General features: G+C 63.9%; 11 protein-coding genes and 1 pseudogene. 2 read left to right on the top strand and 10 right to left on the bottom strand.

The features are described 5' to 3' along the window. Nucleotides 1–141 precede the first annotated feature (141 nt). A complete protein-coding gene (locus AC5Y7D_RS12040; RefSeq protein ID WP_499924161.1) occupies nucleotides 142–1,032 on the top strand; it encodes a hypothetical protein in 891 nt (296 codons plus the stop codon). Nucleotides 1,033–1,322: 290 nt separating this feature from the next. Here AC5Y7D_RS12040 and AC5Y7D_RS12035 read toward each other — a convergent pair whose 3' ends face one another. The 7 genes from AC5Y7D_RS12035 to mutM form a co-directional block, all read right to left on the bottom strand. Beyond that, on the bottom strand, nucleotides 1,323–3,119 hold the full coding sequence (locus AC5Y7D_RS12035; RefSeq protein ID WP_499924160.1) for a PE family protein: 1,797 nt from the start codon (nucleotides 3,117–3,119) through the stop codon (nucleotides 1,323–1,325). A gap of 52 nt (nucleotides 3,120–3,171) precedes the next feature. Then, a complete protein-coding gene (locus tag AC5Y7D_RS12030) occupies nucleotides 3,172–13,521 on the bottom strand; it encodes a PPE domain-containing protein (RefSeq protein WP_499924159.1) in 10,350 nt (3,449 codons plus the stop codon). Between the two features lie 549 nt (nucleotides 13,522–14,070). After that, nucleotides 14,071–15,999 carry a PE family protein gene (locus AC5Y7D_RS12025; protein ID WP_499924157.1) on the bottom strand — a complete coding sequence of 643 codons (1,929 nt, stop codon included), beginning with the start codon at nucleotides 15,997–15,999 and terminating at the stop codon, nucleotides 14,071–14,073. A 634-nt stretch (nucleotides 16,000–16,633) separates the two neighbouring features. After that, on the bottom strand, nucleotides 16,634–20,230 hold the full coding sequence (gene smc / locus AC5Y7D_RS12020; RefSeq protein WP_499924156.1) for a chromosome segregation protein SMC: 3,597 nt from the start codon (nucleotides 20,228–20,230) through the stop codon (nucleotides 16,634–16,636). Nucleotides 20,231–20,374: 144 nt separating this feature from the next. Then, on the bottom strand, nucleotides 20,375–20,656 hold the full coding sequence (locus tag AC5Y7D_RS12015) for an acylphosphatase (protein WP_499924155.1): 282 nt from the start codon (nucleotides 20,654–20,656) through the stop codon (nucleotides 20,375–20,377). After that, the gene (locus AC5Y7D_RS12010) at nucleotides 20,643–21,056 is read right to left on the bottom strand and encodes an OsmC family protein (protein ID WP_499924153.1); all 414 of its coding nucleotides are present in this window, start codon (nucleotides 21,054–21,056) and stop codon (nucleotides 20,643–20,645) included. Before AC5Y7D_RS12010 ends, AC5Y7D_RS12015 begins: the two co-directional genes overlap by 14 nt. 48 nt (nucleotides 21,057–21,104) lie before the next feature. Further along, nucleotides 21,105–21,977: a DNA-formamidopyrimidine glycosylase gene (mutM, locus tag AC5Y7D_RS12005; protein ID WP_499924152.1), complete on the bottom strand. Its 873-nt coding sequence runs from the start codon at nucleotides 21,975–21,977 to the stop codon at nucleotides 21,105–21,107. Here mutM and AC5Y7D_RS12000 point away from each other — a divergent pair. Beyond that, nucleotides 21,978–22,093 (top strand): annotated as a pseudogene (locus tag AC5Y7D_RS12000) (hypothetical protein); the annotation flags it as partial. It abuts the gene before it with no gap. A 45-nt stretch (nucleotides 22,094–22,138) separates the two neighbouring features. On the opposite strand, the gene rnc reads toward AC5Y7D_RS12000, so the two are convergent. The 3 genes from rnc to sepIVA form a co-directional block, all read right to left on the bottom strand. Next, nucleotides 22,139–22,870, bottom strand: coding sequence for a ribonuclease III (rnc, locus tag AC5Y7D_RS11995; RefSeq protein WP_499924151.1), 732 nt, complete (start codon nucleotides 22,868–22,870; stop codon nucleotides 22,139–22,141). Beyond that, complete coding sequence (locus AC5Y7D_RS11990) at nucleotides 22,867–23,463, bottom strand: YceD family protein (protein WP_499924149.1); 597 nt, start codon at nucleotides 23,461–23,463, stop codon at nucleotides 22,867–22,869. The genes rnc and AC5Y7D_RS11990 overlap by 4 nt, the downstream gene beginning before the upstream one ends. Nucleotides 23,464–23,532: 69 nt before the next feature. Next, nucleotides 23,533–24,270 (bottom strand): cell division protein SepIVA, encoded by a 738-nt coding sequence (sepIVA, locus tag AC5Y7D_RS11985; protein ID WP_499924186.1) that lies wholly within the window; start codon nucleotides 24,268–24,270, stop codon nucleotides 23,533–23,535. Nucleotides 24,271–24,503 lie beyond the last annotated feature (233 nt).

The raw sequence follows: 24,503 nt of genomic DNA, 5'->3' as shown, positions 1-24,503 counted from the left end.
ACACACCCATGACCACCACCAACCTGCACACCCCCCTCTCCTGGTGGATCCAAACCGACAGCGCCGATTACCGACGTACCGGCGACATCACCACAGCCACCGCCACGAAGCCGATCGCCCGATGAAGGATCCAGCTTTGCCTTGGCACTATTGAAGGAACTGCGCATGCTAGATCGCCCTACCCAGAAAACTTTGACGCCGGGACTGTCGATTGTTCAAGCAACGGAAAAACTTGTCACGACAATCACGGCTGCGCGGCACCGGCTATTGGACGCGCTGACACTACCGAGCGCAGCGCTGGACGGAGAGGCACTCGCGAACGGAACCGAGCCGGTTGAGCTGGCAAACTCGATCGAAGTCGAGACCATTAGAGCGACCCTGACCGGTAACGCGGCGACTGCTGATGCAACATCGGAGGTGCTGTCGTTCCACGCAATCGTGCAGCACACAGCAGAGCTGGTCGAGCGCCACGAGGTGGTGGTCGACCTGACGCCAGAGGCACTTGAGTACCTTCATTTGGCCAACGACACAGTCGTGGACATCTGCGAAGTGACACGTGATGCCTGGTGCTATGCCCACGGCGTGGAGCTGGTGAACACCACCACCGTGGTAAGCCGCGGCCAGAAGGGCAACAACCCCCCGCAGCTGGGCATCAGCTGGGAAGTGGCGGTCGGCAACGCCGTCATCAGTCCGGATCAAGGTACTCCCGGCATGCTTGATAGTTGGACGTGGCGTGAGCGCGCGCATTTCTGGCGACAGCTGTTCAGGCGCTGGGCAAGTGGCCGCCGAGGCCGATTAATCGCGGCGGCCGAGGACGGCCTCGCCAGCGTCACGGAAATCAGACCACCCGGGGCATCAGTCAACCTGCGCCGAGCCGGCAGCGACCACCATGCTCAGAGCGATCCCTCGGAGCAGCTCGTTGAGCACAACGCGGCGCGGCTGCGTTCGTTCGATGCACCGGCAATGCGGCCCCGCCACCAATCGGAAGGGGCACACGTACACGACGATTCAACGCGGCGCAATTCGCCGTGAAATTGGCCGACATATCGACCTGACACTTTCTGCCGGGACATCGCATACCAAACAAACGGGCTTGCACGGCAATGACGCTGAGATCGGCGGCCGCATAGTGGCCGGGTGCCGCAGTCGGGTGATGTCTGCGGCAGGTCTCGCTTCCGCACACAAGGTAAATGCACCCAAAGCCACCGACGAGTAGGCGGGCGCACCGCCAGGGTGGCCGCAACGAGGCACCAGCCAGCGACTTCCCAGATGCCCAGTACTGCCAACGTTCGAGCGGCTTGGCGCCTTGCCGGCAACGAATTTCAGCCCGACCTGCCGGGATCGCCGGCGGCACCGGCGGCACCGAAACCGCCGGCGTTGCCATCTCTCCCCGAACTGGGGCCCCCTCCGCCATGTCCACCCGCACCGCCGACACCGCCGGCACCACCGTGACCGCCCGCACCGCCTGCACCCGGGCCGCCTGAGTGACCAATCATCCCGCCGGCGCCGCCTGTGCCACCCGTCCCGCCATTGCCGCCGCTGCCGCCGGCCCCCCCGGCGCCGCCGTCGCCGCCGTCGCCACCGACACCACCGTCCGCGCCGACACCACCGCCCTTTGCGCCGTCGCCCCCGCCACCCCCGGCGCCGCCCGAAGCGCCGGTGCCGCCAACACCGCCGGCTCCTCCGACACCGCCGGCCCCGCCGTCGCCGACCAGCAGGCCGCCACGGCCGCCGCTACCTCCGTTGCCCCCAACCCTGCCGGAACCCGCGGTGTCGGCGCCTGCGCCGCCATTGCCGCCGTTACCGCCGTCGCCGCCGGGACCCGCGTTGCCGCCGGTGATGCCAGTACCGCCGTGGCCGCCCCGGCCTCCCGCGGCGCCTGTGCCGCCATGGCCCCCGGTACCGCCGTTACCACCGCTACCGATGCCCTTCACCGAGACGCCAGTGCCGCCGTCCCCCCCGCCGCCTCCCGGGGCACCATCACCGGCGTCACCGCCGTTACCGCCGTTGCCGCCCCATGCGTTGCCACCGTCGCCGTAACCGCTACCGCCGATTCCGCCGCTGCCTCCCGGCGCGCCTCGTCCGCCGTCTCCCCCGTCACCGCCGATCCCCCCCGTGACGGGGCCCGAAATTGCATTGCCGTCGCCACCGCCTCCGCCATTACCGCCGGCTTGGCCACTCACGAGGGTGCCACTTCCACCCTTACCGCCGGGTTCGCCGCTACCGGTGGCGTTCGTCGCTCCGGCATCGCCATCAAACGCGTAGCTTGTCGTATTTTCTCCGGGATTGACCCCCGCCGCACCGCTGGCGCCGAGCCCGCCGGCACCGCCGCGACCGCCGTTGCCGAACACCCCCGCGTTGCCGCCGTTGCCGCCGTTGCCGGCAGTTGAGCCTGTTCCGGCGGCCCCGCCGGCCCCGCCCGCCCCGCCGTCGCCCCACAACGACGCGCTGCCGCCGTTGCCGCCTAGACCACCGCCACTGTTGACAGCACCGCTTCCGCCGCTACCGCCCGTTCCGCCGCCACCGTAGAGCAGCCCACCCGCTCCACCTTGGCCTCCGGCCCCCGCGTGGCCGGTCGATCCCGCGGCACCGCCGGCACCGCCGGCCCCGCCGGACCCAATCAATCCAGCGGCCCCACCGACCCCGCCGTTTTGGCCTACGCCTCCCGATCCGCCATTGCCGCCGCGACCGTACAGCAACCCACCGGCCCCGCCGTCTTGGCCAGTACCCGGCGTACCGTCGACGCCGTTGCCGACGAGCGGGCGGCCCAACAAACTTCGGGCGGGCGCATTGACGACGTTGAGGACCTCCTGTTCGAGCGTCTTCAGAGCCGAGGCGTTGGCGACCTCGGCGCCGCCATACTCTTCAGCAGCAGCGGCAACGGCTGCCACGAACTCGTCGTGAAACACGAGTGCTTGAGAGCTGGCCGCCTGGAACGCTTCGCCCCAGGCGCTGAACAGCGCCGAGATCTGCGCTGACACCTCGTCGGCAGCCGCAGCGATCACGGCGGTGGTTGGCACGCCAGCCGCGGCACTGGCTTTGACTATTGCGTTGCCGATGTCGGCAAGATCGGCTGCTGCACAAGACATCGACTCCGGAGTTGTTATGACAAATGACACTTATTCTCCTTAACCTTCACATTTTCAATCAGCGGATCGGGTCGACTGGCAGCTAAGGCCACGTGACGCCGTTCAAGAAACCGGCTAAGTCGGCGCCATAATTCAAGAAACCGGAGATCGCGGCACGGTCTAGAAGATTTAGCGCGCTTGTGTTGCCGACGCCGGAAACGAAATTACCGAAGTTCTCCCAGCCGGAGGCCTCCATACCAGCGTTTGCGAGGCCGGACAGGTCGGGACCCATTGAGTTCAATAGGCCAGAGTTCTGCGCGAAGCTGTTTCCGAAACCCGAAACAGAACCGTCACCCTGGTTCAGGAAGCCTGATGCGCCGCCCGTTCCGGAGTTGAAAAAACCCGACGACGGGGCGGTGCTCGAATTGAAGAATCCCGGGCTCTGTTGCCAGCCGAAGCCGAAAGTGTAGGGCCCGAGCAGACCGCTGTCGGCTATAGCGCTGTGCTGCGAGATACTCGTGCTGATAACGGTCTGCGGGTTGAGTACGCTTGAGTCCAACGAAAAGGGACCCAATTCCTGGGTGTAGACATGGACCGGAATGGTAATCTCTTGCACGCAACCGATGCCCGGAATGTAGAGAACGCAGTATGTGATCTCCAGACTGATGTCTATCGGGAATCTGTCAATAGTCAGAACGTCTTGGGTGATGGCATCGATAGTGCCGTAAATCGGTATCTCGATGTCGGATCTGACTTCATAGCTTGTCGAGATTGCGGGAATGGTGCTGGTATACCCGATGCTGGCCAATCCCTGATAGTCCCCACGCCAGAGAAAGCCGTTGCTGTAATTGCCAGATATAAAGGCCCCGGTGTTGACGTTTCCAGAGTTAGCGATCCCTGTATTGGAGTTGCCGGTGTTGAAATAGCCAGAATTATAGCGGCCGGAATTGAAGTTCCCGGTGTTGTAGGAGCCAGGATTGAAGCTTCCGGTATTTGTGTTGCCCGCGTTGTAGAGGCCGGTGTTCAGATTGCCCGCATTGCCGATACCAGTGTTGACCAGTCCGGTGTTGAAGGATCCGGAATTGACGCTCCCCGCGTTGCCGACACCCGTGTTGTAGCTACCTGAATTTCCGATACCCCAGTTTCCGGTGCCCGAATTAAAAAAGCCGAGATTCCCCGTGCCCGAGTTGAACAGGCCGATGTTGCCGCTGCCGGTATTCCATCCGCCGAATCCATATTGCGCGTTGCCGTCGAGGCCGATGCCGATGTTTCCGTCCCCGGCGTTACCGAATCCGATGTTGTTGTTGCCGGTGTTGCCGAAGCCGACGTTGAAACTGCCGGTGTTGCCGAAACCGATGTTCTGTAGGGCCGCCGTCAGCAAGGGACCAGAATTACCGAATCCCCAGTTGCCACGGCCAATGTTTCCGCTACCTAGGTTGTAGCTGCCGAGGTTGCCATCTCCGATGTTGAGGTGACCGATATTCCCGTTGCCCAGGTTGTAGTCGCCGATGTTCCCATTGCCCAGGTTGGCGGCGCCCAAGTCGGCGCTGCCGAGGTTCCAGGACCCGAGGTCAGCAAGACCTATGTTGAAACTCGTGCCGGTTGGGCCATTCCTCAACCACCCGGCAAGGTTGGCGCCGATGTTGCCGAAACCAGACACGTTGCCGGGCGATGCGGTACTGGTGTTGAGCCAGCCAGACACGGTGTCACCGAAATTTGCCAGACCGGTGAGCTGCGACCCGTAGTTCTGGAACCCGGAGTTCCCTACGTCACCGGTGGCGACGTTGAACAAGCCCGAATTGCTGCCACCGGCGTTGAGGAAGCCCGATGTGGTGCCCTGACCCCAATTGAGCACGCCCGAGGATGGGCGTGATGTGGAATTGAACAAGCCCGGGGCCGCTTGCAAGTCGATGAGCGGAATGTAGACCGGACCGACACCGGCGTTGCCGGCGATGTGTATTCCGGTCGAGCCGTCCGCCGCGCCGACGTTGAGGTTGATCGCCGGCTGGTTGCCGAAGCTTAATGTGATCGGCGTGGTGTCGGGCGCTGAGCTGTCGCCGCCGTGGATATGAATAGGGCCGACCGGAGCCAATACCTTTCCGCTGAGTCCAGGAAAATTTAGAATGCCGCTGGCCGCAATTTCAGGAATGGTTATTGCCGGAATATCTACGTCAGTAATTGTTCCGGTGACGGGAATGTTGATCGGCGCGTCCACCGTAAAGAACGCATTTATCCTGTCGACCATGATGGTGTAATTGGCCGACAGCAGGCCCTGCCTGTCCGCACGCCAGAGGATGCCGTTGCTCATGTTGCCAGTGATGAAGGCTCCGGTGTTGACGTTGCCTGAATTCGCCAAGCCGGTGTTGTAGTTGCCCGTGTTGAACAGGCCGGTGTTGTAGTCGCCGGGGTTGACGTTGCCGGTGTTCAGGTCGCCGATGTTGTAGCTGCCGGTGTTGTAGCTGCCGGGGTTGGCGATGCCGGTGTTGACGTTGCCGGTGTTGAGCAAGCCGGTGTTGTGGCTGCCCGCGTTGGCGATGCCGGTGTTGCCGGTACCCGGATTCCACAGCCCCCAGTTGGCGCCGCCGGTGTTCGCGATGCCGATGTTGCTGATGCCGGGGCTGCCCAGGCCGGTGTTGCCCGTGCCGGAGTTGAAGAACCCGACGTTATTGCTGCCCGAATTGAACAGTCCGACGTTGCCGGTGCCGGAGTTGAAGAGCCCGATGTTTGCACTGCCGGAGTTCAGGGCGCCGAACCCGACCTGATTGTCGCCGGTAAGTCCGATGCCGTAGTTGTTGCTGCCGGTGTTGGCGAAGCCGATATTGTTGCTTCCGGTGTTGGAAAGGCCCTGGTTGTAGTTGCCCGCGTTGGCAAACCCCTGGTTGTTGTTGCCTAGGTTCGCCAGCCCGATGTTGTAATCACCCAGGTTCGCCGTACCGAAGTTGTAGATGCCGTGATTCCCGGGGCCGACATTGAAGCTGCCAATGTTGCCCACACCCAGGTTGTAATCACCGAGGTTCCCGGCGCCCGCGTTGAAGATTCCGATGTTGCCGAAGCCGATGTTGCTGTTTCCGAGGTTTGCGCCTCCGATGTTGTAGATGCCGTGGTTTCCGCTGCCTACATTGAGTCTGCCGAGGTCTGCGACACCGAAATTGATAACTGTCCCGTTCGTTCCATCGAGGACCCCCGCCAAGCTCGTGCCGACGTTGCTCAGGCCGGAGATACCACCGGCCGTGGCCAAACCGGCGGTGCTGGTATTGCCAAGACCTGACACGGTATTGCCCAGGTTCGCCCATCCCGACTGCAGCGAGCCGAAGTTCTGGATGCCCGAATTTCCTGGCGCGCCCGGCAGGCCGGTATTGACGAAGCCTGAGTTGCGGCCATCAACGTTCCCGAAGCCAGATGCCGCGCCGGTACCGGAGTTGAAGAAGCCCGACGAGGCGGCGGTGGTCGAATTTCCAAAGCCCGGAGCCGCTGGAATGTCGAGTAACACAATGTTGATGGGACCCACACCGCTTCTGATCGCGATCGGTATGGAGGTATCTGGTCCGCCGATAGTCACATCGATCACGGGCAAGGTGCCAGTGATCGTGGGAATGCTGATCGGCCCGATGCTGAAGTCCGTGATGCCAGCCGCGTTGATCGTCACCACCGGGATAGTGAAGCCGTTGACTCCGAGTTGGCCGAGGTCGGCGCGAATAGGGATGTTGATCGGAATGTTGACATCGAAATTCAGCAAGGGGAATTCAGGAATAGAGATGGCTAGGTACGCACCCCAGAGGCCTTGGTAGTCACCGCGCCACAAAATGCCGTTGCTCATGTTGCCAGTGATGAAGGCTCCGGTGTTGACGTTGCCTGAATTCGCCAAGCCGGTGTTGTAGTTGCCCGTGTTGAACAGGCCGGTGTTGTAGTCGCCGGGGTTGACGTTGCCGGTGTTCAGGTCGCCGATGTTGTAGCTGCCGGTGTTGTAGCTGCCGGGGTTGGCGATGCCGGTGTTGACGTTGCCGGTGTTGAGCAAGCCGGTGTTGTGGCTGCCCGCGTTGGCGATGCCGGTGTTGCCGGTACCCGGATTCCACAGCCCCCAGTTGGCGCCGCCGGTGTTCGCGATGCCGATGTTGCTGATGCCGGGGCTGCCCAGGCCGGTGTTGCCCGTGCCGGAGTTGAAGAACCCGACGTTATTGCTGCCCGAATTGAACAGTCCGACGTTGCCGGTGCCGGAGTTGAAGAGCCCGATGTTTGCACTGCCGGAGTTCAGGGCGCCGAACCCGACCTGATTGTCGCCGGTAAGTCCGATGCCGTAGTTGTTGCTGCCGGTGTTGGCGAAGCCGATATTGTTGCTTCCGGTGTTGGAAAGGCCCTGGTTGTAGTTGCCCGCGTTGGCAAACCCCTGGTTGTTGTTGCCTAGGTTCGCCAGCCCGATGTTGTAATCACCCAGGTTCGCCGTACCGAAGTTGTAGATGCCGTGATTCCCGGGGCCGACATTGAAGCTGCCAATGTTGCCCACACCCAGGTTGTAATCACCGAGGTTCCCGGCACCGACATTGCTCACACCAGTGTTGCCATTGCCGAGGTTCCCGACGCCGATGTTCGCGATGCCCAGATTAGCTATAAAAGTCTGGCTGGCGAAGCCAGACATATCTACGCCAAAATTCCCCAATCCTGAAATAAGTGCGGGCGAGCTAAAAGGCAACACGCTGCTACTTGCGTTCAAAAATCCGGAGATGGTGTTCCCGCTGTTGAACGCTCCGGACAACATCGCGCCGGCATTCTTATAGCCGGAGAGCCCCGAACCACCACCACTCAGGTTCAGGACGCCGGAACTATTGAAGCCGTTATTGCCAAATCCCGACACCGTACCTGGACCGGTATTGAAGAAGCCCGACGACGGAGCAGTGCTGCTGTTTCCGAAGCCCGGAGCGGCGGGGATATCGACAATCGGGATCTGAATCGGCAGTAGACTCCCGACGCCGACAATATCGACCAGCGGTCCCGGGCCCGTGCCGAGGTTGAAAGACACGTTTGGCATACTGATGTCAATGTCTGGAATATTAATAGGGCTGACGTGCACCCCTCTGGTCGCGATATCGTCAAAGAACGTCCACTGGATGTCGACCGCGGGAATCTGGAATCCATGGATACTGAGTACACCCAAGGTTCCGTTGATCGGCACGTCGAAGTAGATCGGCACATGAAGGTGCAACGGGATCCCTGTGTCAGGAATCGTCTCTACAATGCTTACGCCCCATAAGCCCTGGCGGTCACCTCTCCACAGCAAGCCATTGCTGTAATTTCCGGAGATGAAGGCACCGGTGTCGACATTGCCCGAGTTCGCAAACCCAGTGTTGAAGTTCCCTGTGTTCAGATAGCCGGTGTTGTACGAGCCCGGATTGAATCCGGCTGTGTTGACATTGCCCGTGTTGAAGCTGCCCGAGTTGAAATTACCGGTGTTGCCGATCCCTGTATTGACCCTACCGGGGTTGAGTAAACCGGTGTTGACAGCGCCGGCGTTGAAAACGCCGGTGTTCGTGCTCCCGGTATTGCCAATACCAAAGTTGCCGGCGCCAGAATTGCCGATGCCGATATTCCCGGTTCCCGAGTTGAATAGACCAATATTGCCGCTGCCTGAATTGAAGATGCCCGAATTGCTGAGGCCCGAGTTCAGGGCTCCGAATCCGACTTGATTGTCACCGGTGAGCCCGACTCCGACGTTGTTGCTGCCGGTGTTACCGAAGCCGATATTATTGCTGCCGGAATTGGCGAATCCCTGGTTGTAGTTACCCAAGTTTCCGACGCCCTGATTGAAGTGGCCCAGGTTCGCCACGCCGATGTTGAAATCGCCCAGATTTGCCAGGCCGAAGTTGTATATCCCCTGGTTTCCGGAGCCTACGCTATAAATGCCGATGTTGCTATCGCCGACGTTGAAACTCCCAATATTGCCAAGACCATGATTGCTGTTGCCAAAATTGCCGAAGCCCAAGTTTTCGTGCCCGACGTTGGCCAGCCCCAAGTTGAACATAGACGTACCCTGTTGGTAGTCGACGAAGAATCCGGCGAGGTCGCTCCCGGTATTCGATATTCCCGAGACGTTGGCCGGGGTGTTGATGCCAGTGTTGAACAACCCGGATACCGTGTCGCCCAAGTTCGCCAAACCCGACACCAGCGATCCGTAGTTTCTCAGTCCGGAGGTTCCCCCTACCGCGACGTTCTGGAAGCCGGACACGTTTGCACCGAAGTTTGCGATCCCGGATACGTTTCCCGATCCGCTATTGAAAAATCCGGAAGACGCCGATGTCGTCGAGTTGAAGAAGCCGGTAGACGCCGGAATGTCGATCAGCGTCCAGTCGACGGGTCCGATGCTTGCCGTCGCAGGGATCTTTATAATCGTCGAACCATCATTCTCGCCAATATTGCCGGAGAATTGCGGGCCACTTACCGTGATTGGTGACAGTGTGACGGAATTAATAAACCCCGAGGCAAAAGGTATTGGGCCGATCGGCGTGGTGAAGCCGAAATGAAGGTCCTCAAGGGTGATACCGCTGTATACGGTGTTCGTGAAGCCAGCATTGAGGGGGATGTTGAGGGGCACGTCGATGTCGAGATGCGCGGGAATCTCGGGAATGAGAATAGCATAATGAACACCGAGCAGCCCCTGATTGTTGCCACGCCAGAAAAAGCCATTGTTCATGTCCCCGGTTATGAACGCACCCGTGCCGATATTGCCCTGGTTCGCGAAGCCCGTGCTACCGTTCCCGACGTTATACCAGCCTGTATTGAAATCGCCGCGGTTAGCCATTCCGGTGTTCGTGTTGCCGGCGTTGTAGGATCCGGTGTTGAAGTTGCCCGCATTGGCGATGCCGGTGTTGACGCTCCCGGAATTGAAAATGCCAGTGTTCGTGATAGCAGTGTTCAATAGTCCCGTGTTTATGCTACCTGAGTTGCCGATTCCGAAAGAACCGTGGCCTGAATTGAATAGACCGACGTTATTTGTACCAGAATTGAAAAATCCAATATTTCCGGAGCCAGAATTCAGCCCCACGATGCCGACTTGATGGTCGCCGGTGAGTCCGATGCCGTAATTGCTTGACCCGGTGTTGGCGAAGCCAACGTTGTTGCTGCCCGTGTTGGCAAGGCCTTGGTTGTAGTTGCCTGTGTTGGCGATACCCTGGTTGTAGCTGCCCAAGTTCGCCAACCCGACATTGAAGTCACCTACGTTCGCTGGCCCAAAATTATATACGCCATGATTTGCGGAACCAACGTTATAAAGACCAAGATTGGCGCTGCCGAGGTTGTAGCTACCGATATTTGCGCTGCCTACATTGAAGCTGCCCAGGTTTCCGCTGCCTAGATTGAGCTGGCCATTGTCGGCAACACCGAGATTGAAGGTTGTGCCGGTCGCGCTGCGGAACATACCGGCGAGGTCGGTGCCCACATTTGCGAGACCCGACACATTGGCAGGTGAAACTAAGTCGACCGCGCTCGTGTTGTAGAAGCCCGAGACGCCGGTGCCCAGATTCGCCCACCCCGACTGCAGTGCACCGAAGTTTTGAAACCCTGAATTTCCGATCGCGCTCGACATGCCGCTGTTCCACATGCCCGAACTACCAGCGCCGAAGTTCCCGAAGCCGGAAATGCGGCCAGCGCCGGTGTTCAAGAAGCCAGAGGATGGATTGGTGGTCGAATTCCCGAAGCCGGGCGCGGCTGGGATGTCCAGGAATGTGATCGTGCGACTCTCTACGGCACCGACAAAGCTGATGGGAATGGTGACCGCCGGTCCGCCGACAGTAAGCGTGACCGTCGGAGTGGTCAAAGTAGACGCGCCCAGAATGACGGGGCCGAAGTAGAACACGTCGTTCAGATAGTAGTGCCTGTCAAAAACTGTCCCGGCCTGCGTAATCGGCACGGCCATGGCGGGAAAGGTCACACCCAAATTTACTGGTACCACCAGCTGTTGATTAATGGGGAGGTAAGGAGTTGTGTACGAGATGTTGATGCTAATTTGGCCCTGATTATCACCAGCGCGCAAGAAGCCGTTGTTCAAGTTGCCCGTGTTCAGAGCTCCGGTGTTGACATCTCCTTGATTGAGTAGCCCGGTGTTCATGCTGCCGGGGTTGCCGCTGCCGGTGTTGATATTGCCGATATTGAAATTGCCGGTGTTCGTGTCACCCGGGTTCATTGCACCGGAGTTGTAGCTGCCAGAATTAACGGCACCCGTGTTGAAGCTACCGGTGTTCGCTGTACCTGTGTTGTAGCTTCCCGCGTTGAGCAGGCCAGAGTTTCCGTTGCCTGCGTTCTCGATACCCCAGTTGAGGTTGCCGGCATTCAGGGCGCCTGTGTTTCCGGTGCCGGAGTTTCCAATTCCCACGTTTCCGGTGCCAGAGTTGAGTAGACCTATATTTCCGGACCCGGAGTTCAAAAAACCGGTGTTGCCGCTACCCGAATTCAATGCACCGAATCCGACCTGGTTTTCACCAGTGAGTCCGATTCCGATATTGTTATTGCCGGTATTTCCGAGGCCGATATTATTTCTACCGGAGTTGGCCAGACCCCGGTTTGAATTGCCGGCATTCGCGAAACCAGTATTCGCGGTGCCGAAGTTGCCGATTCCGATGTTGTAGTTGCCGAGATTGCCGGGACCTGCATTGTAGCTGCCAATGTTTCCGCTGGCGAAGTTGTTGCTGCCGACATTTCCACTGCCGAAGAGGTTGAAGCTACCGACATTTCCGCTGCCAAATAGATTGGAGCTACCGAGATTTCCGCTGCCGAAGAGGTTCAAGCTACCGATATTTCCGCTGCCGAGTAGATTGTAGTTCCCGACATTGGCGTTGGCGAGAATATTGTATGCACCGTCGTTTGCGAAGCCGAGGTTTAATTTGGATTCGCCACCCTGAAAGAATCCCGAAATGTTGGTTCCGGTGTTGAATCCACCGGAGAGGTAGGCGACCGTCCCGGTGCCCTGGGTGCTGGAATTGAAAAGTCCAGACACGGTGTTGCCGGAGTTCGATAGTCCCGACGTCAACACACCGGTGTTGGCGAGGCCGGAGTTGCCGTCGGCTCCCGAAGACGAGTTGAACAACCCGGAGTTGTTGATGCCGGTGTTGAAAGCCCCCGATTCAGTACCGACGCCGCTGTTGAAAAAGCCCGAAGAAGGTTCGGTCGTCGAGTTGCCGTAGCCGGGGCCATGTCCGAACAGCCAGCCCTGGTTATCGCCTCGCCATAGGATGCCGTTGTTTGAATTGCCGCTGATCACAGCGCCGGTGTTGACATTTCCTGAGTTCGCAAAGCCGGTGTTGTAATTGCCGCTGTTGAACACGCCTGTGTTGAAGTTACCTAGGTTCAGGTCGCCGGAGTTACCGGTGCCAGGGTTGAAGCTGCCGGTGTTGTAATTGCCTGTATTGCCGGTTCCTGTGTTGGCTAGCCCCGAGTTGAAGAAGCCTGTGTTCACGGTGCCCGAGTTACCGATACCGGTGTTGTAGCCTTCTCCAGAGTTACCAATTCCCCAGTTACCAGTGCCGGAGTTGCCGATGCCGACGTTCCCGGTTCCCGAATTGAGCAATCCGATGTTGCCCGTTCCGGAGTTCCATCCGCCGAACCCTGCTCCACCAGTGCCGATCAACCCGAGGCCAATGTTGTTGTTTCCGGTGTTGCCGAATCCGATGTTGTTGTCACCGGTGTTGCCGAATCCGATGTTGTTGCTACCGGTGTTGCCGAATCCGAAATTGGTGAGGCCCGCGGTCAACTCCGCACCCGAGTTGCCAAAACCGAAGTTGCCGCTACCCATGTTGCCACTGCCGACGTTTCCGCTACCGGTGTTGCCCGACCCGAAGTTGAAATCGCCGATGTTGGCGTTGCCGATGTTGCCCTGTCCGACGTTCGCCAGGCCCAGGTTGCGGAAGGCACCGGCTGCGGCGACTTTGGCAACGCCGACCACTCCCAACAGGTTCCGCGGCACGCTCAACGGCGCCAAGGACGAAGCAGCTGCTGAGACCTCAGCGTGGTAACCGAACATGGCGCCCACATTTTGAGCCCACATCTGCTCGTATTGGGCCTCTGCGGCGGCGATAGCCGGGGCATTCTGACCCAGCAGATTTGAGGCCACCAGCGACATCAGCTGAGCGCGGTTGACTGCGACGATCTCCGGCTGCACCGTCGCCGCGACCGCCGCCTCGAACGCCGCCGCCGACACCCGAACGCCGGCGGCCGCGTCTCCGACGTATGCCGCCGCTGCACGCAGCCACTCGAGCAACGGTGCCGCCGCGCCCGCCATCGCCCCAGACGCAGCACCTTGCCACGCCGAACCCACCAGGCCTGAAGTTACCGAGGAAAACGAGGTCACGGCCGCGCTCAGTTCGTTGGCCAGGCCATCCCAAGCTGCCGCTGCCGTCAATGTCGGCCCCAATCCGGCACCGCTGAACAGCAGCGCCGAGTTCACCTCAGGAGGCAGCACAACGAAATCCATAGATCGTTCCTCCCTACCATTGTGTCCGCAAAGGCCGCGGCGGCACTGCATTTGACAGCAGCGTAACGTCAGTGCCGATTATTCAGCACATGGGTGCGGAGCTTGCGTTTTTACGGTAAATGCCAGCAACTCATTAACGACATGCAATCAGTACTGATTGTGTTGGGTAAATCAATAATGATATTCAATTTTGAGAGTGGTTCGGAATGCCCGGTGGCACAATAGGATTCGATGCCGTGCCGGACTTCTCGCTCGAGATGGCCGAGACACTAGGACCTGCTTATGGTTCGCGATAGATCTCAAGCAGGGCGTAGGGCACCTCCGTTCTGATCCGCTTGGGCATTCCCGCGAAACCGCATTGAAATGGTGGCGCCAAAACGTTCGCAGCGGTGGCTGACAATTCCGTAGTCGGAGCCACCACCGCAATGGCAGCACTGATCGCTGACCCGATCCTGGCGAAATCCCCGGCCGCCGCCCCGACGGTTTTTGGTGCTGTCGGCAAGTAGGCCATCATCGTTCCTCGCCGCCGTCGGATGTCGCCCGTCGCGATCAGCCCTTCGATCCGTGCTGGCCCGCCTTGCCTGCGGCGCCGACCTCACCGAAGCCGGCGCTGCCCTGAGCGCCGACGCCGCCGAGACCACCTTGGCCACCCGTGCCGCCAATGCCGCCGTCGCCGCCGTCGCCGGGGTTGGCACCTGTTCCCGCGGGACCGCCGTTGCCGCCGTCACCGCCGGCACCTCCCGCACCGCCGGTACCGCCCATCCCGCCGACCCCGTCACTGCCGGCGAGCCCCAACAGTCCACCTCTACCGCCCGCGCCGCCGGCCGCACCGGCACCGCCAGTCCCGCCGTCACCGCCAGCGCCGCCGTCACCGCCGAAGCCGCCGTCACCGGCGCGCTTATTGAGCGAGTCGCCGCCCGCTCCAGCCGCTCCCCCGACACCACCCGAGGCGCCCGCTCCGCCGGTGCCGCCAGCCCCTCCGGAACCGCCCGTGCCACCGTCGCCCAACAGCAGCCCGCCGTGCCCCCCGGCGCCACCGAGCCCGCCTGCGCCCCCGCTTCCGGCGTTACTGGCGGCATCCCCGCCGCGACCGCCAGCGCCGCCCCGTCCGCCGTTTGCGTCATAAGTCACGTTGCCGTCGGAATCGCCGCCGAGGCCGCCTCGTCCGCCCCTGCCACCGGGCGCGCCGGTGCCACCGTCGCCGCCCGTGCCGCCGGTGCCGCCACGACTGTTGTCAGGGGCGTACTCGCTACCGGCTAGGCCACCGGCACCCCCGGCGCCGCCGGGCGCGCCGGCGCCGCCGGTGCCGCCGGGGCCGCCGCGTCCGCCGACGGCAGCCCCGCCGGCCGTGGCGCCATCTACGGCCGCGCCGCCCGTGCCGCCCGCGCCCCCCACTGCGCCCGAGCCGCCGTCACCGCCTTTGCCGCCAGCGAGCCCGTCTGCGGGGTTGGTGAAGACGGTCCCGGCTCCGCCGCCGTTACCGCCGGCTTGTCCGGTAACGATGCCGCCATAGCCGTCGCCCCCGGCCTTCCCATGGTTGTTGGTGTTGTCCGTTCCGTCACCCGCCGGTGTTGTCGGAGATGCCATACCAGGATTAACGCCGTCGGCTCCGGCGCCACCGATGCCGCCGTCCCCGCCGGCGCCACCACTGCCCCACAAACCGACAGCGTTGCCTCCTTGACCGCCATGCCCACCGGTGCCCGCACCGGCAACGCCCACTCCGCCAGCACCGCCAGCCCCGCCGTTGCCGTAGAGCATTCCGCCGTTGCCGCCGCCGCCGCCGGCACCGCTGGCCACACCAGCCCCACCAACTCCGCCGTGGCCCCAGAACACGGCGTTGCCGCCGCCGCCGCCGGCACCGCCGGTCCCGGCCGGTCCGGCGATCCCCCCAGCTCCGCCAGCCCCGCCGGAGCCGTAAAGCAGGCCACCGAGGCCACCGACGCCTCCGCCTGCGCCCGTGCCGCCCGCGCCGCCGGCCCCGCCGTTGCCGATCAGCCCGGCTGGCCCACCTGGGCCGCCTTGCTGCCCGAACCCCCCCGAGCCGCCACGACCACCACTTCCGTACAACAGCCCCCCTGGCCCGCCCGGCTGCCCGGATCCCGGCGACCCATCGGCCCCGTTGCCGATCAGCGGCCGGCCCAACAGCGCCGCAGCCGGCGCGTTGACCACACCCGCGGCCATCTCCAGCGGCGATTTGTTGGTCGCCTCGGCGCTGGAGTATGAACTGGCACCAGCCGCCAGGGCCTCGACAAACTCGTCGTGGAAGACAGCTACCTGTGCACTCATCGACTGATACGCCTGCGCATGGCCACGAATGAGCGCCGCAATCGCCGCCGAAACCTCGTCAGCACCCGCGGCGATAAGCCCGGTAGTAGGAAGCGAAGCGACCGCGTTGGCAGCGCTGAGCGCCGACCCGATATCGCCCAGGTGGCCCGCCGCAAGGCTCACAAGCTCTGGCGATACCACCAAGTACGACAATTTCTGTTCCTTTCGCCATGACGGGCCGCATTACAGCTAGCGCTGAAGAACACCGCCCGCGAGCCTCCGAGGTTCCGAAGCGTTCGGACAGTTAGTCCTCCCAGCTCAGTGAGAAGGGCGTATGTCGCGCAGGTGATGAACTCCTACAGCAGCCTCCCTAAAGAGGCTTCTGAAGAAATTGTCATATACGAGGATAACTTCAGTCAAGTGATTCCCCCAAAATCTGGCGCGGACATATCCTCAGAGGGCGAAACCGCTGCGCGCCAAGCCTGCTGTCGCGATCTGCCTGGTGCGCCGACCCTGGCTGGCTGTTCGCGTTCTGGGCGGACACGCAATTCAGCCGATGGACCCATCGCGCGCCGCCACGGCGGCGAACAAATGTTGGCTAAGCCAGCCCTCCGCCGTTGGCGAGGCCACAGGCACCCTCGATCAGGACGTTCACAAGCAACTGTCACTCACTCTGATGATGAGCACGATAGGACCGCATCGCAGTGCAGCTCAGCGCACGCCGCTCAGCGTCCCCCATCAAGCCGCGCCACAGCGCGGAACTGCGTGCGGCTAGAGACGAGCAGGAAGTAGCGCGCCGCTTGAGCCGCGCGATTATGTCCGATTGCCGCCGGACGCCGAAACTCTCTTATGAAGAGTTGGCGACCAGCCGGTCCACCTGTTGACCCCGGATCCGCTGCGAGATGACGGCGGTGATCCCGTCGCCCTGCATCGTCACCCCGTACAGCGCGTCCGCCACCTCCATGGTGGGCTTCTGGTGGGTGATGATGATCAGCTGCGAACGGTCGCGCAGCATCTCGAACAGGCCGATCAACCGGCGCAGATTGGTGTCGTCCAGCGCGGCCTCCACCTCGTCCATGATGTAGAACGGCGAAGGGCGGGCCCGGAAGATGGCGACCAGCATCGCCACCGCGGTCAGGGCCTTCTCGCCGCCGGACAGCAAAGACAGCCGGGTGACTTTCTTGCCGGGTGGCCGGGCCTCGACCTCGATGCCGGTGGTGAGCATGTCGTCGGGCTGGGTCAGGCGCAGGCGGCCTTCCCCACCTGGGAACAGCGCGGTGAACACGGTTTGGAATTCGCGTTCGACATCGAAGAACGCCTCGCTGAAGACCTGCAGGATGCGGGCGTCGACGTCGGCGACCACGTCGAGCAGATCTTTGCGGGCACCCTTGACGTCTTCGAGCTGGGTGGACAGGAAGTTGTACCGCTCTTCCAGCGCGGCGAACTCTTCCAAGGCCAGCGGGTTGACCCTGCCCAGCTCGTTCAGTTCCCGCTCGGCGCGCTTGGCGCGGCGCTCCTGGGTGGCGCGGTCGAACGGCATCGGGGCCGGCGCAACCACCTGCTCGCCCCGCTCGCGGGCCTGCTCGAACTCGGCCATCTCCAAGTCCGTGGGGGGCAACGGCACATCCGGGCCGTACTCGGCGATCAGGTCGGCCGACGCCATCCCGAACTGTTCCAGCACCGTCTGCTCGAGCTGCTCGATCCGCAGCGCGGCCTGCGCGTTCGCCACCTCGTCGCGATGCAGCGAATCGGTGAGCGCCGCCACCCGGGCACTGAGCAGGTTGGTCTCCTCGCGCACGGCGGCCAGGGCTGCGGATCGCTGCTGCCGCTCGGCGGCCAACTCGTCGCGCAGTTGCGAGGCGGCATCCACCACCCGGTTCAGGCGCCAGGCCAGCAGACGCCCGGATTCGGCCACCGCCGCAGCCACCGCCGCAGCGCGTAACCGGGCGGCCGCCGCCTGTTCGGCCCGAACCCGCGCCTCGCGCTCGGCCACAGCCGCCCGCCGCAGCGAATCGGCCCGCCCCCGGACCGCGTTGGCGCGCTCCTCCGCGGTGCGCACGGCCAGCCGCGCCTCCACTTCGAAGCTGCGCGCCGCGTCCGCGGCGGCGGCGACCTGCTGCCGGTCGGCAGGTTCGTTCGCCTGAACGTGCTCGGTCTGTTGTGCGTTGCGCAACCGGGCCTCGAGTTCCACGACCTCGTCGAGGGTCCGGCCCCGGCCGGCTTCCAAGTCCTCGCGCTGAGCCAGCAACCTGTTCCACTCGTCCTCGGCCGTCCGGGCGTCCTGGCCCAACCGCCCGAGCTGTTCGTACATCGCCGAGATGGCGGTGTCGGATTCGTTGAGTGCGGCCAACGCCTGCTCGGCGGCGTCTTGACGGGAGCTCTGCTCGGTGAGTGCGCCCGACAGCGCCGCGCTGAGCTGCGCCACCTGCGACTCGGCCGCGGCCAGCTCGTTGCGCGCTTTCTCGATCTCCGAGGCGATCTCCAGGGTGGACACCTTGCGGTCCGATCCGCCGCTCACCCAGCCCGCACCCACCAGGTCCCCGTCGAGGGTCACCGCCCGCAGCCGGGGGTGGTCGGCGATCAGATTCAGCGCTGCGCCCAGGTCGTCGACCACCGCGACGTCCGACAGCATGGCCACCATGGCACCGCGCAACCGCGGCGGCACCTCGATCAGGTCCAGCGCCCAGGTGGCCCCGCCGGGTAGGCCCACGGGCGGCGGCGGCGAGGCCGGCCAGTCGCCGAGCACCAACGCAGCGCGACCGCCGTCGGCGTCTTTCAGCGCGGTGACCGCGCTACGTGCGGCGACCAGGCTCTCGACGGCCAACCCGTCGGCCGCCGAGCCCAGCACCGCGGCCAGCGCCGCCTCGTAACCCGAGCGCACCTTGACCAATTCGGCCACCGAACCGAAAAGCCCTGCGGCGCCGTGATTTCGGGCCAGCCACGCGGTGCCGTCCTTGCGCTCCAGGCTCACCGACAGCGCGTCGATGCGGGCCCGCAACGATGCCACTTGCCGTTCGGCGGCACGTTCGGCGGCCTGTAGCTCTCCGACCCGTTCGTCGGTCAGGCGCAGCGCGGCCATCGTGCGCTCATGCTGCTCGTCGAGGCCCACCTCGCCTTGGTCCAGTTCGCCGACCCGGCTTTGCACGCTCTCGAACTCGGCGCGGGTCTGCTGCGCCCGAGCAGCGGCGTGTTCGATCCGCTCGGACAACCGCGCGACGCTGTCGTCGATCGATTCGACGCGCGCCCTCATCGTCTCCACCTGCCCGGCCAGCCGCGCCAGGCCCTCACGGCGGTCGGCTTCGGCGCGCACCGCCGCCATATGCGCTTTGTCGGCCTCGACGGCACGGCGCTCCCGTTCGGCCAGCTCGGCACGCGCGGCGTCGAGCCGATTTCGCGCCTCCGCCAGCTCGGCCAGCAGCTGCTCCTCGAAAAGCGCCACCTGCTCGGCCTCGGCCTCGAGCGCATCCGGGTCGGTGTCGCTGGTCCGGGTGGGCTCGATATCGAGGTGGTGGGCCCGTTCGCTGGCGATGCGGACGGTCGCACCGACGCGCTCGGCCAGGGCCGACAACCGGAACCAGGTCTGCTGGATGGCCTCTGCGCGTTGTGACAGCTCGGTCAGCGATTCTTCGTGCGCGGCCAGTTCCTCGGCTGCCACCGACAGCCGGGCGGCAGCCTCGTCGTGCTCGCGGCGCATGGCGGTCTCGGTGTCGAAGATGGCCTGTCGTTCGGAGCGCCGATTGACCAGGTCGTCGGCGGCCAGCCGCAGCCGGGCGTCGCGCAAGTCGGCCTGGATGGTCTGCGCCCGGCGAGCGACTTCCGCCTGCCTGCCCAGCGGTTTGAGCTGGCGGCGCAATTCGGTGGTCAGGTCGTTGAGCCGGGCCAGATTCGCGGCCATCGCATCCAGCTTGCGCAGGGCTTTTTCCTTGCGCTTGCGGTGCTTGAGCACGCCCGCGGCCTCTTCGATGAACGAACGACGGTCCTCCGGGCGCGACTGCAGAATTTCGTCCAGCTTGCCCTGGCCCACGATCACATGCATCTCGCGGCCGATGCCGGAGTCGCTCAGCAGCTCCTGCACGTCCATCAAACGGCAACTGCTGCCGTTGATCTCGTATTCGCTGGCGCCGTCGCGGAACATCCGGCGGGTGATCGAAACCTCGGAGTACTCGATGGGCAGTGCATTGTCGGAGTTGTCGATGGTGACGGTGACCTCGGCGCGGCCCAGCGGCGCGCGTGACGAGGTGCCGGCGAAGATGACGTCTTCCATTTTCCCGCCGCGCAACGTCTTGGCGCCCTGCTCCCCCATCACCCAGGCCAGCGCGTCGACCACGTTCGACTTGCCCGATCCATTGGGCCCGACGACGGCGGTGATGCCCGGCTCGAAACGCAGAGTCGTTGGCGCGGCGAAGGACTTGAAGCCCTTGAGCGTCAGACTCTTGAGGTACACGAGGGGCCAGATTACCGCCCGGAGTGGCCCACCCCCCGCCGCACGCGACCGCCCGGACGGCAGTTTCGGCCACAGTGCGTGCCGCGATGGATGACTGGCGTCGCTCTGGTCACACCGGCCACTTCAGCCTCTCCGGGAGAGCCGTCACCGTTCGACGAAACCGCTGAACCGCTCCGTCGGCTCCGACCAGTCGGCCACGACTTTGTCCACCCGGCCCGGCGTATCGCCGCCCTGCAGGAGTTCGAGAAGCCGTTCGCCGGCCTCCCGCGACCCGTTGGCGACCACCAGCACCCGGCCGTCTGCCTGGTTGGCCGCATAGCCGGTCAGGCCCTGCTCCAGCGCCCGGCAGCGAGTCCACCAGCGAAACCCCACGCCCTGGACGTGGCCGTGCACCCAGGCGGTCAGCCGCACCTCAGGATTCGACATCGGCCACCTCGAAGGTGACGCCGGTACCGGCCTTCAGGGTGCGCCCGACGGTGCAGACCGCGTCGATGGCCCGGTTGACCACCACCAGCAGGCGCTCTTTCTCCTGGGCAGTGAGGCCGGACAAGTCCAGTTCGAGCTTCTCCTCCAGCAGTGGGTAGATCTCGTTCTCCCGATCGGCGGCGCCGGACACCCGGACAACCGCCCGATACCCATCGCCGAGGCGGCGGGCCAGCGGCTGGTCACTGGACATCCCGCTACACGCGGCGAGTGCGATCTTCATCAACTCACCGGGAGTGAAAACCCCGTCGACGTCCTCGCTGCCGATCAGCACCTGTGCTCCCCGCGAGCTGTGTCCGGTGTACCGGCGGGTGCCGGTGCGCTCCACCCACAGTTCCGTCATGGCTCCTTTTCTCCTGTCTCTACCCCGTGCATCTCGGCCCTGGGGGCGCTAGTTCCGCGGCCTGGGTTGGCAGCGCGGGCAGTAAAACGACGAGCGGTTCATGAACTTCTCCCGGCGCATCACCGCGCCGCAACGACGGCAGTGCTCTCCTTCCCGGCCGTAGGCGTCCAGCGAACGGTCGAAGTAACCGGATTCACCGTTGACGTTGACATAAAGCGAATCGAACGACGTGCCGCCCTTGGCCAGCGCCTCGCGCATGACCCCGGCCGCCGCATCCAGGACGGCCGCCAACCGGCGGCGGGACAGGGTGGCAGCGATGCGCGCGCCGTTGACCTTGGCCCGCCACAGTGCCTCGTCGGCATAGATGTTGCCGATTCCGGACACCACCTGCTGATCGAGCAATTGCCGCTTGATCTCGGAGTGCTTGCGCCGCAGCACATCCACCACCGCTTCGGCGTCGAATCGAGGGTCCAGCGGATCACGCGCCAGATGTGCGACGGGTTCGGGGACCACGCTGCCGTCCACGGTCACCAGATCGGCCAGCATCCAACCACCGAAGGTCCGCTGGTCGGCGAAACTCAGCACCGTCCCGTCGTCGAGCAACGCGGAAATCCGGACGTGGTCGGCTTTCGGGACCACGCCCAGCAACATCTGGCCGCTCATGCCCAGGTGCACGACAAGCGCGGTGTCCGGTTCGGCGTGCTCGGCATCCGCGGTGTCCAGCATCAGCCACAGATACTTACCGCGCCGATCGGTTCCGGTGATACGGGCGTTCAGCAGGCGCGCGCTCAGGTCCGCGGGCCCGGCTTCGTGCCGGCGCACGGCACGGGGATGGTGAACCCGGACAGCGGTGATCATCTTGCCCACCACGTGAGCCTGCAGACCGCGCCGCACCACCTCGACTTCGGGTAGTTCGGGCATTCAGTGATGATCGCAAGCCCGGCGCAGCCGGGTGAAGCGGGTCATCACCATCGAACCCCGTGATGATCGCAAGCCCGGCGCAGCCGGGTGAAGCGGGTCATCACCATCGAACCCCGTGATGATCGCAAGCCCGGCGCAGCCGGGTGAGGCGGGTCATCACCCTAGAGTTGAGCCGACGATTTCTCGACGGAGTCCAGCGCTTCGAGGGACTCCAGCGTCTTGTACGCCGCCGATGCCGCCTTCTGCTCGGCCTCCTTCTTGGAGCGACCCACGCCCGACCCGTACTCGGTTTCCATCACCACGACCACCGCTGTGAACTCCTTGTCATGGTCGGGGCCGGTCGAGGTCACCAGGTAGGACGGCGGACCCAGCCCGCGTGCGGCGGTCAGCTCCTGCAGGCTGGTCTTCCAGTCCAGGCCGGCGCCCAGGGTCGGCGCGGCATCCAGCAGCGGGCCGAACAACCGCAAGATCGTCGCGCGGGCCACTTCGATACCGTGCTGCAGATAGATCGCTCCCAACAGCGATTCCATCCCGTCGGCCAGGATGCTGGACTTGTCGGCCCCGCCGGTGTTGGCCTCGCCGCGGCCCAACAGAACGTGAGCGCCCAGCCCCTCATCGGTCAGGTTGCGCGCAACATCGGCCAGCGCATGCGTGTTGACGACGCTGGCGCGCAGTTTGGCCAGGTCACCCTCGGAGCGATCCGGGTGCCGGTGGTAGAGCTCGTGGGTGATCGTCAGGCCCAGCACCGCGTCGCCGAGGAACTCCAACCGCTCGTTAGTGGGCAGCCCGCCGTTCTCGTAGGCGTAGCTGCGGTGGGTCAGCGCCAGGGAGAGCAGTTCGTCGGGCAGGTCGACGCCGAGCGCGTCAAGGAGCGGCTGTCGCGACTGGGTCACCGCTCACCTCCCTGTCCGTCGTCCGAATCATCGCGTTCGGGCAGCATGCCGGCCAACTTGGCCCATCTGGGGTCTATCTGTTCGTGCTGGTGGCCGGGCTCCGCGGCCAGTGACACCCCGCACTGGGGGCACAGGCCGGGGCAATCCGGTGAGCACACCGGTGAGAAGGGCAGCTCCAGACCGACGGCGTCGATGATCGGCTGTTCGAGGTCGATGGTGTGGTCGACGACGTGGCCCACCTCGTCTTCCTCGGTGGTGGCCTCGGTGACGCTGTCCGGGTAGGCGAACAACTCGGTCAGCCCGACCTCCACCCGCCCCTGGATCGGCGACAGGCAGCGGGAGCACTCGCCTGCCGTCGGGGCGTCGACGGTACCCGTCACCAGTACGCCTTCGGAGACCGATTCCACCCGGAGATCGAGCCGCAACGGCGCGCCCGGCTGAATCGCGATCAGCTCCACGCCGATCCGCACGGGACTGTCCACCGAGTCGTGCATCTCGAACATGGATCCCGGCCGGCGCCCCAGCCGGGCGATGTCGATGGTCAACGGCGTGACGGCGCGCCGCTGCGCCGTTTGGCCGTGCTGCCTTGCCATACGGGGAATCCTACGGCGCTCAGCGCAGAGGTCTACCGGTGCTGGCGCCCGGCCGGGTCGGGCAGGCCGCTACCGGGTCACGTAGTCGTGCGTGCCGGCTGCGGTGCGAAGTTGGTGACGACCGCGCCCGACCGAGCGCAGGGTGCCGTTGAGAAATTCTTCGAACTCGGCAAGCTTGTTGTCGACGTAGATGTCGCACTCGCCGCGCAACCGGTCCGCTTCGGCGTGTGCGGTGTCGATTAGCCGAGTGGATTCGGCATGGGCGGCCTGTACCACCTCGTTCTGCGACACCAGCCGCTGCTGTTCCTTGATGCCTTCCTGCACGGCCTTCTCGTAGGAGATGTTGCCGTTCTCGATCAGGCGGTCGCATTCGGTCTTGGCGCGGCTGACGCTGGCCTCGTATTCGCGCTTGGCCGAGGCGGCGATACGCATGGCCTCCTCGCGCGCCTCGCCGACCATCCGCTCACTGTGCTGGCGCGCCTCGCCGACCATCCGATCGGCTTGCGCCTTGGCGTCGGACAGTAGCCGGTCGGCCTCGGCGCGGGCATGGTTGACCATCGACTCGGCCTCGGTGGTCGCCGAGGACACCATCGAGTCGGCGTGCGACTTGGCGTCGTGCAACATCGAGTCGCGAGCGTCGAGGACGTCCTGGGCATCGTCGAGTTCGCCTGGGATCGCGTCTTTGATGTCGTCGATCAGTTCCAGCACATCGCCGCGGGGTACGACGCAGCCTGCCGTCATCGGCACGCCACGGGCTTCTTCGACAATCGCGCTCAACTCGTCCAGCGCTTCAAAGACTCGGTACACGGCCATACCCTCCTGGCATCATTAGTTGTTACCAGTGTGCCTGGTGTTACGTCTGTGACAGCGGTCATGTCACCGGTGTGTCGGGCCCAATTTTCGGCTGCTCGTCGTATTCATCGTTTCCAAGTCGATTCGACGGCCCGCAGACGATCCGTACTCACGTGGTATGCCTTCCAGACTATCGCCGCAAGCGCACTTCGGCAGCGCCTCGGCCACCGCCAGGCCCAGCCCGAGGA

It is taken from the genome of Mycobacterium sp. NGS49 (assembly GCF_059812565.1).
The sequence above is the reverse complement of the archived record's forward strand: the minus strand, read 5'-3'. Positions and strand labels throughout refer to the sequence as shown.

What these genes read in the sequence shown, in the direction of transcription:
- AC5Y7D_RS12030 (WP_499924159.1), bottom strand. Translation starts at nt 13,521, where the DNA reads ATGGATTTCGTTGTGCTGCCTCCTGAGGTGAACTCGGCGCTGCTGTTC.
- AC5Y7D_RS12015 (WP_499924155.1), bottom strand. Translation starts at nt 20,656, where the DNA reads ATGTCGAATCCTGAGGTGCGGCTGACCGCCTGGGTGCACGGCCACGTC.
- AC5Y7D_RS12010 (WP_499924153.1), bottom strand. Translation starts at nt 21,056, where the DNA reads ATGACGGAACTGTGGGTGGAGCGCACCGGCACCCGCCGGTACACCGGA.
- mutM (WP_499924152.1), bottom strand. Translation starts at nt 21,977, where the DNA reads ATGCCCGAACTACCCGAAGTCGAGGTGGTGCGGCGCGGTCTGCAGGCT.
- AC5Y7D_RS11990 (WP_499924149.1), bottom strand. Translation starts at nt 23,463, where the DNA reads ATGGCAAGGCAGCACGGCCAAACGGCGCAGCGGCGCGCCGTCACGCCG.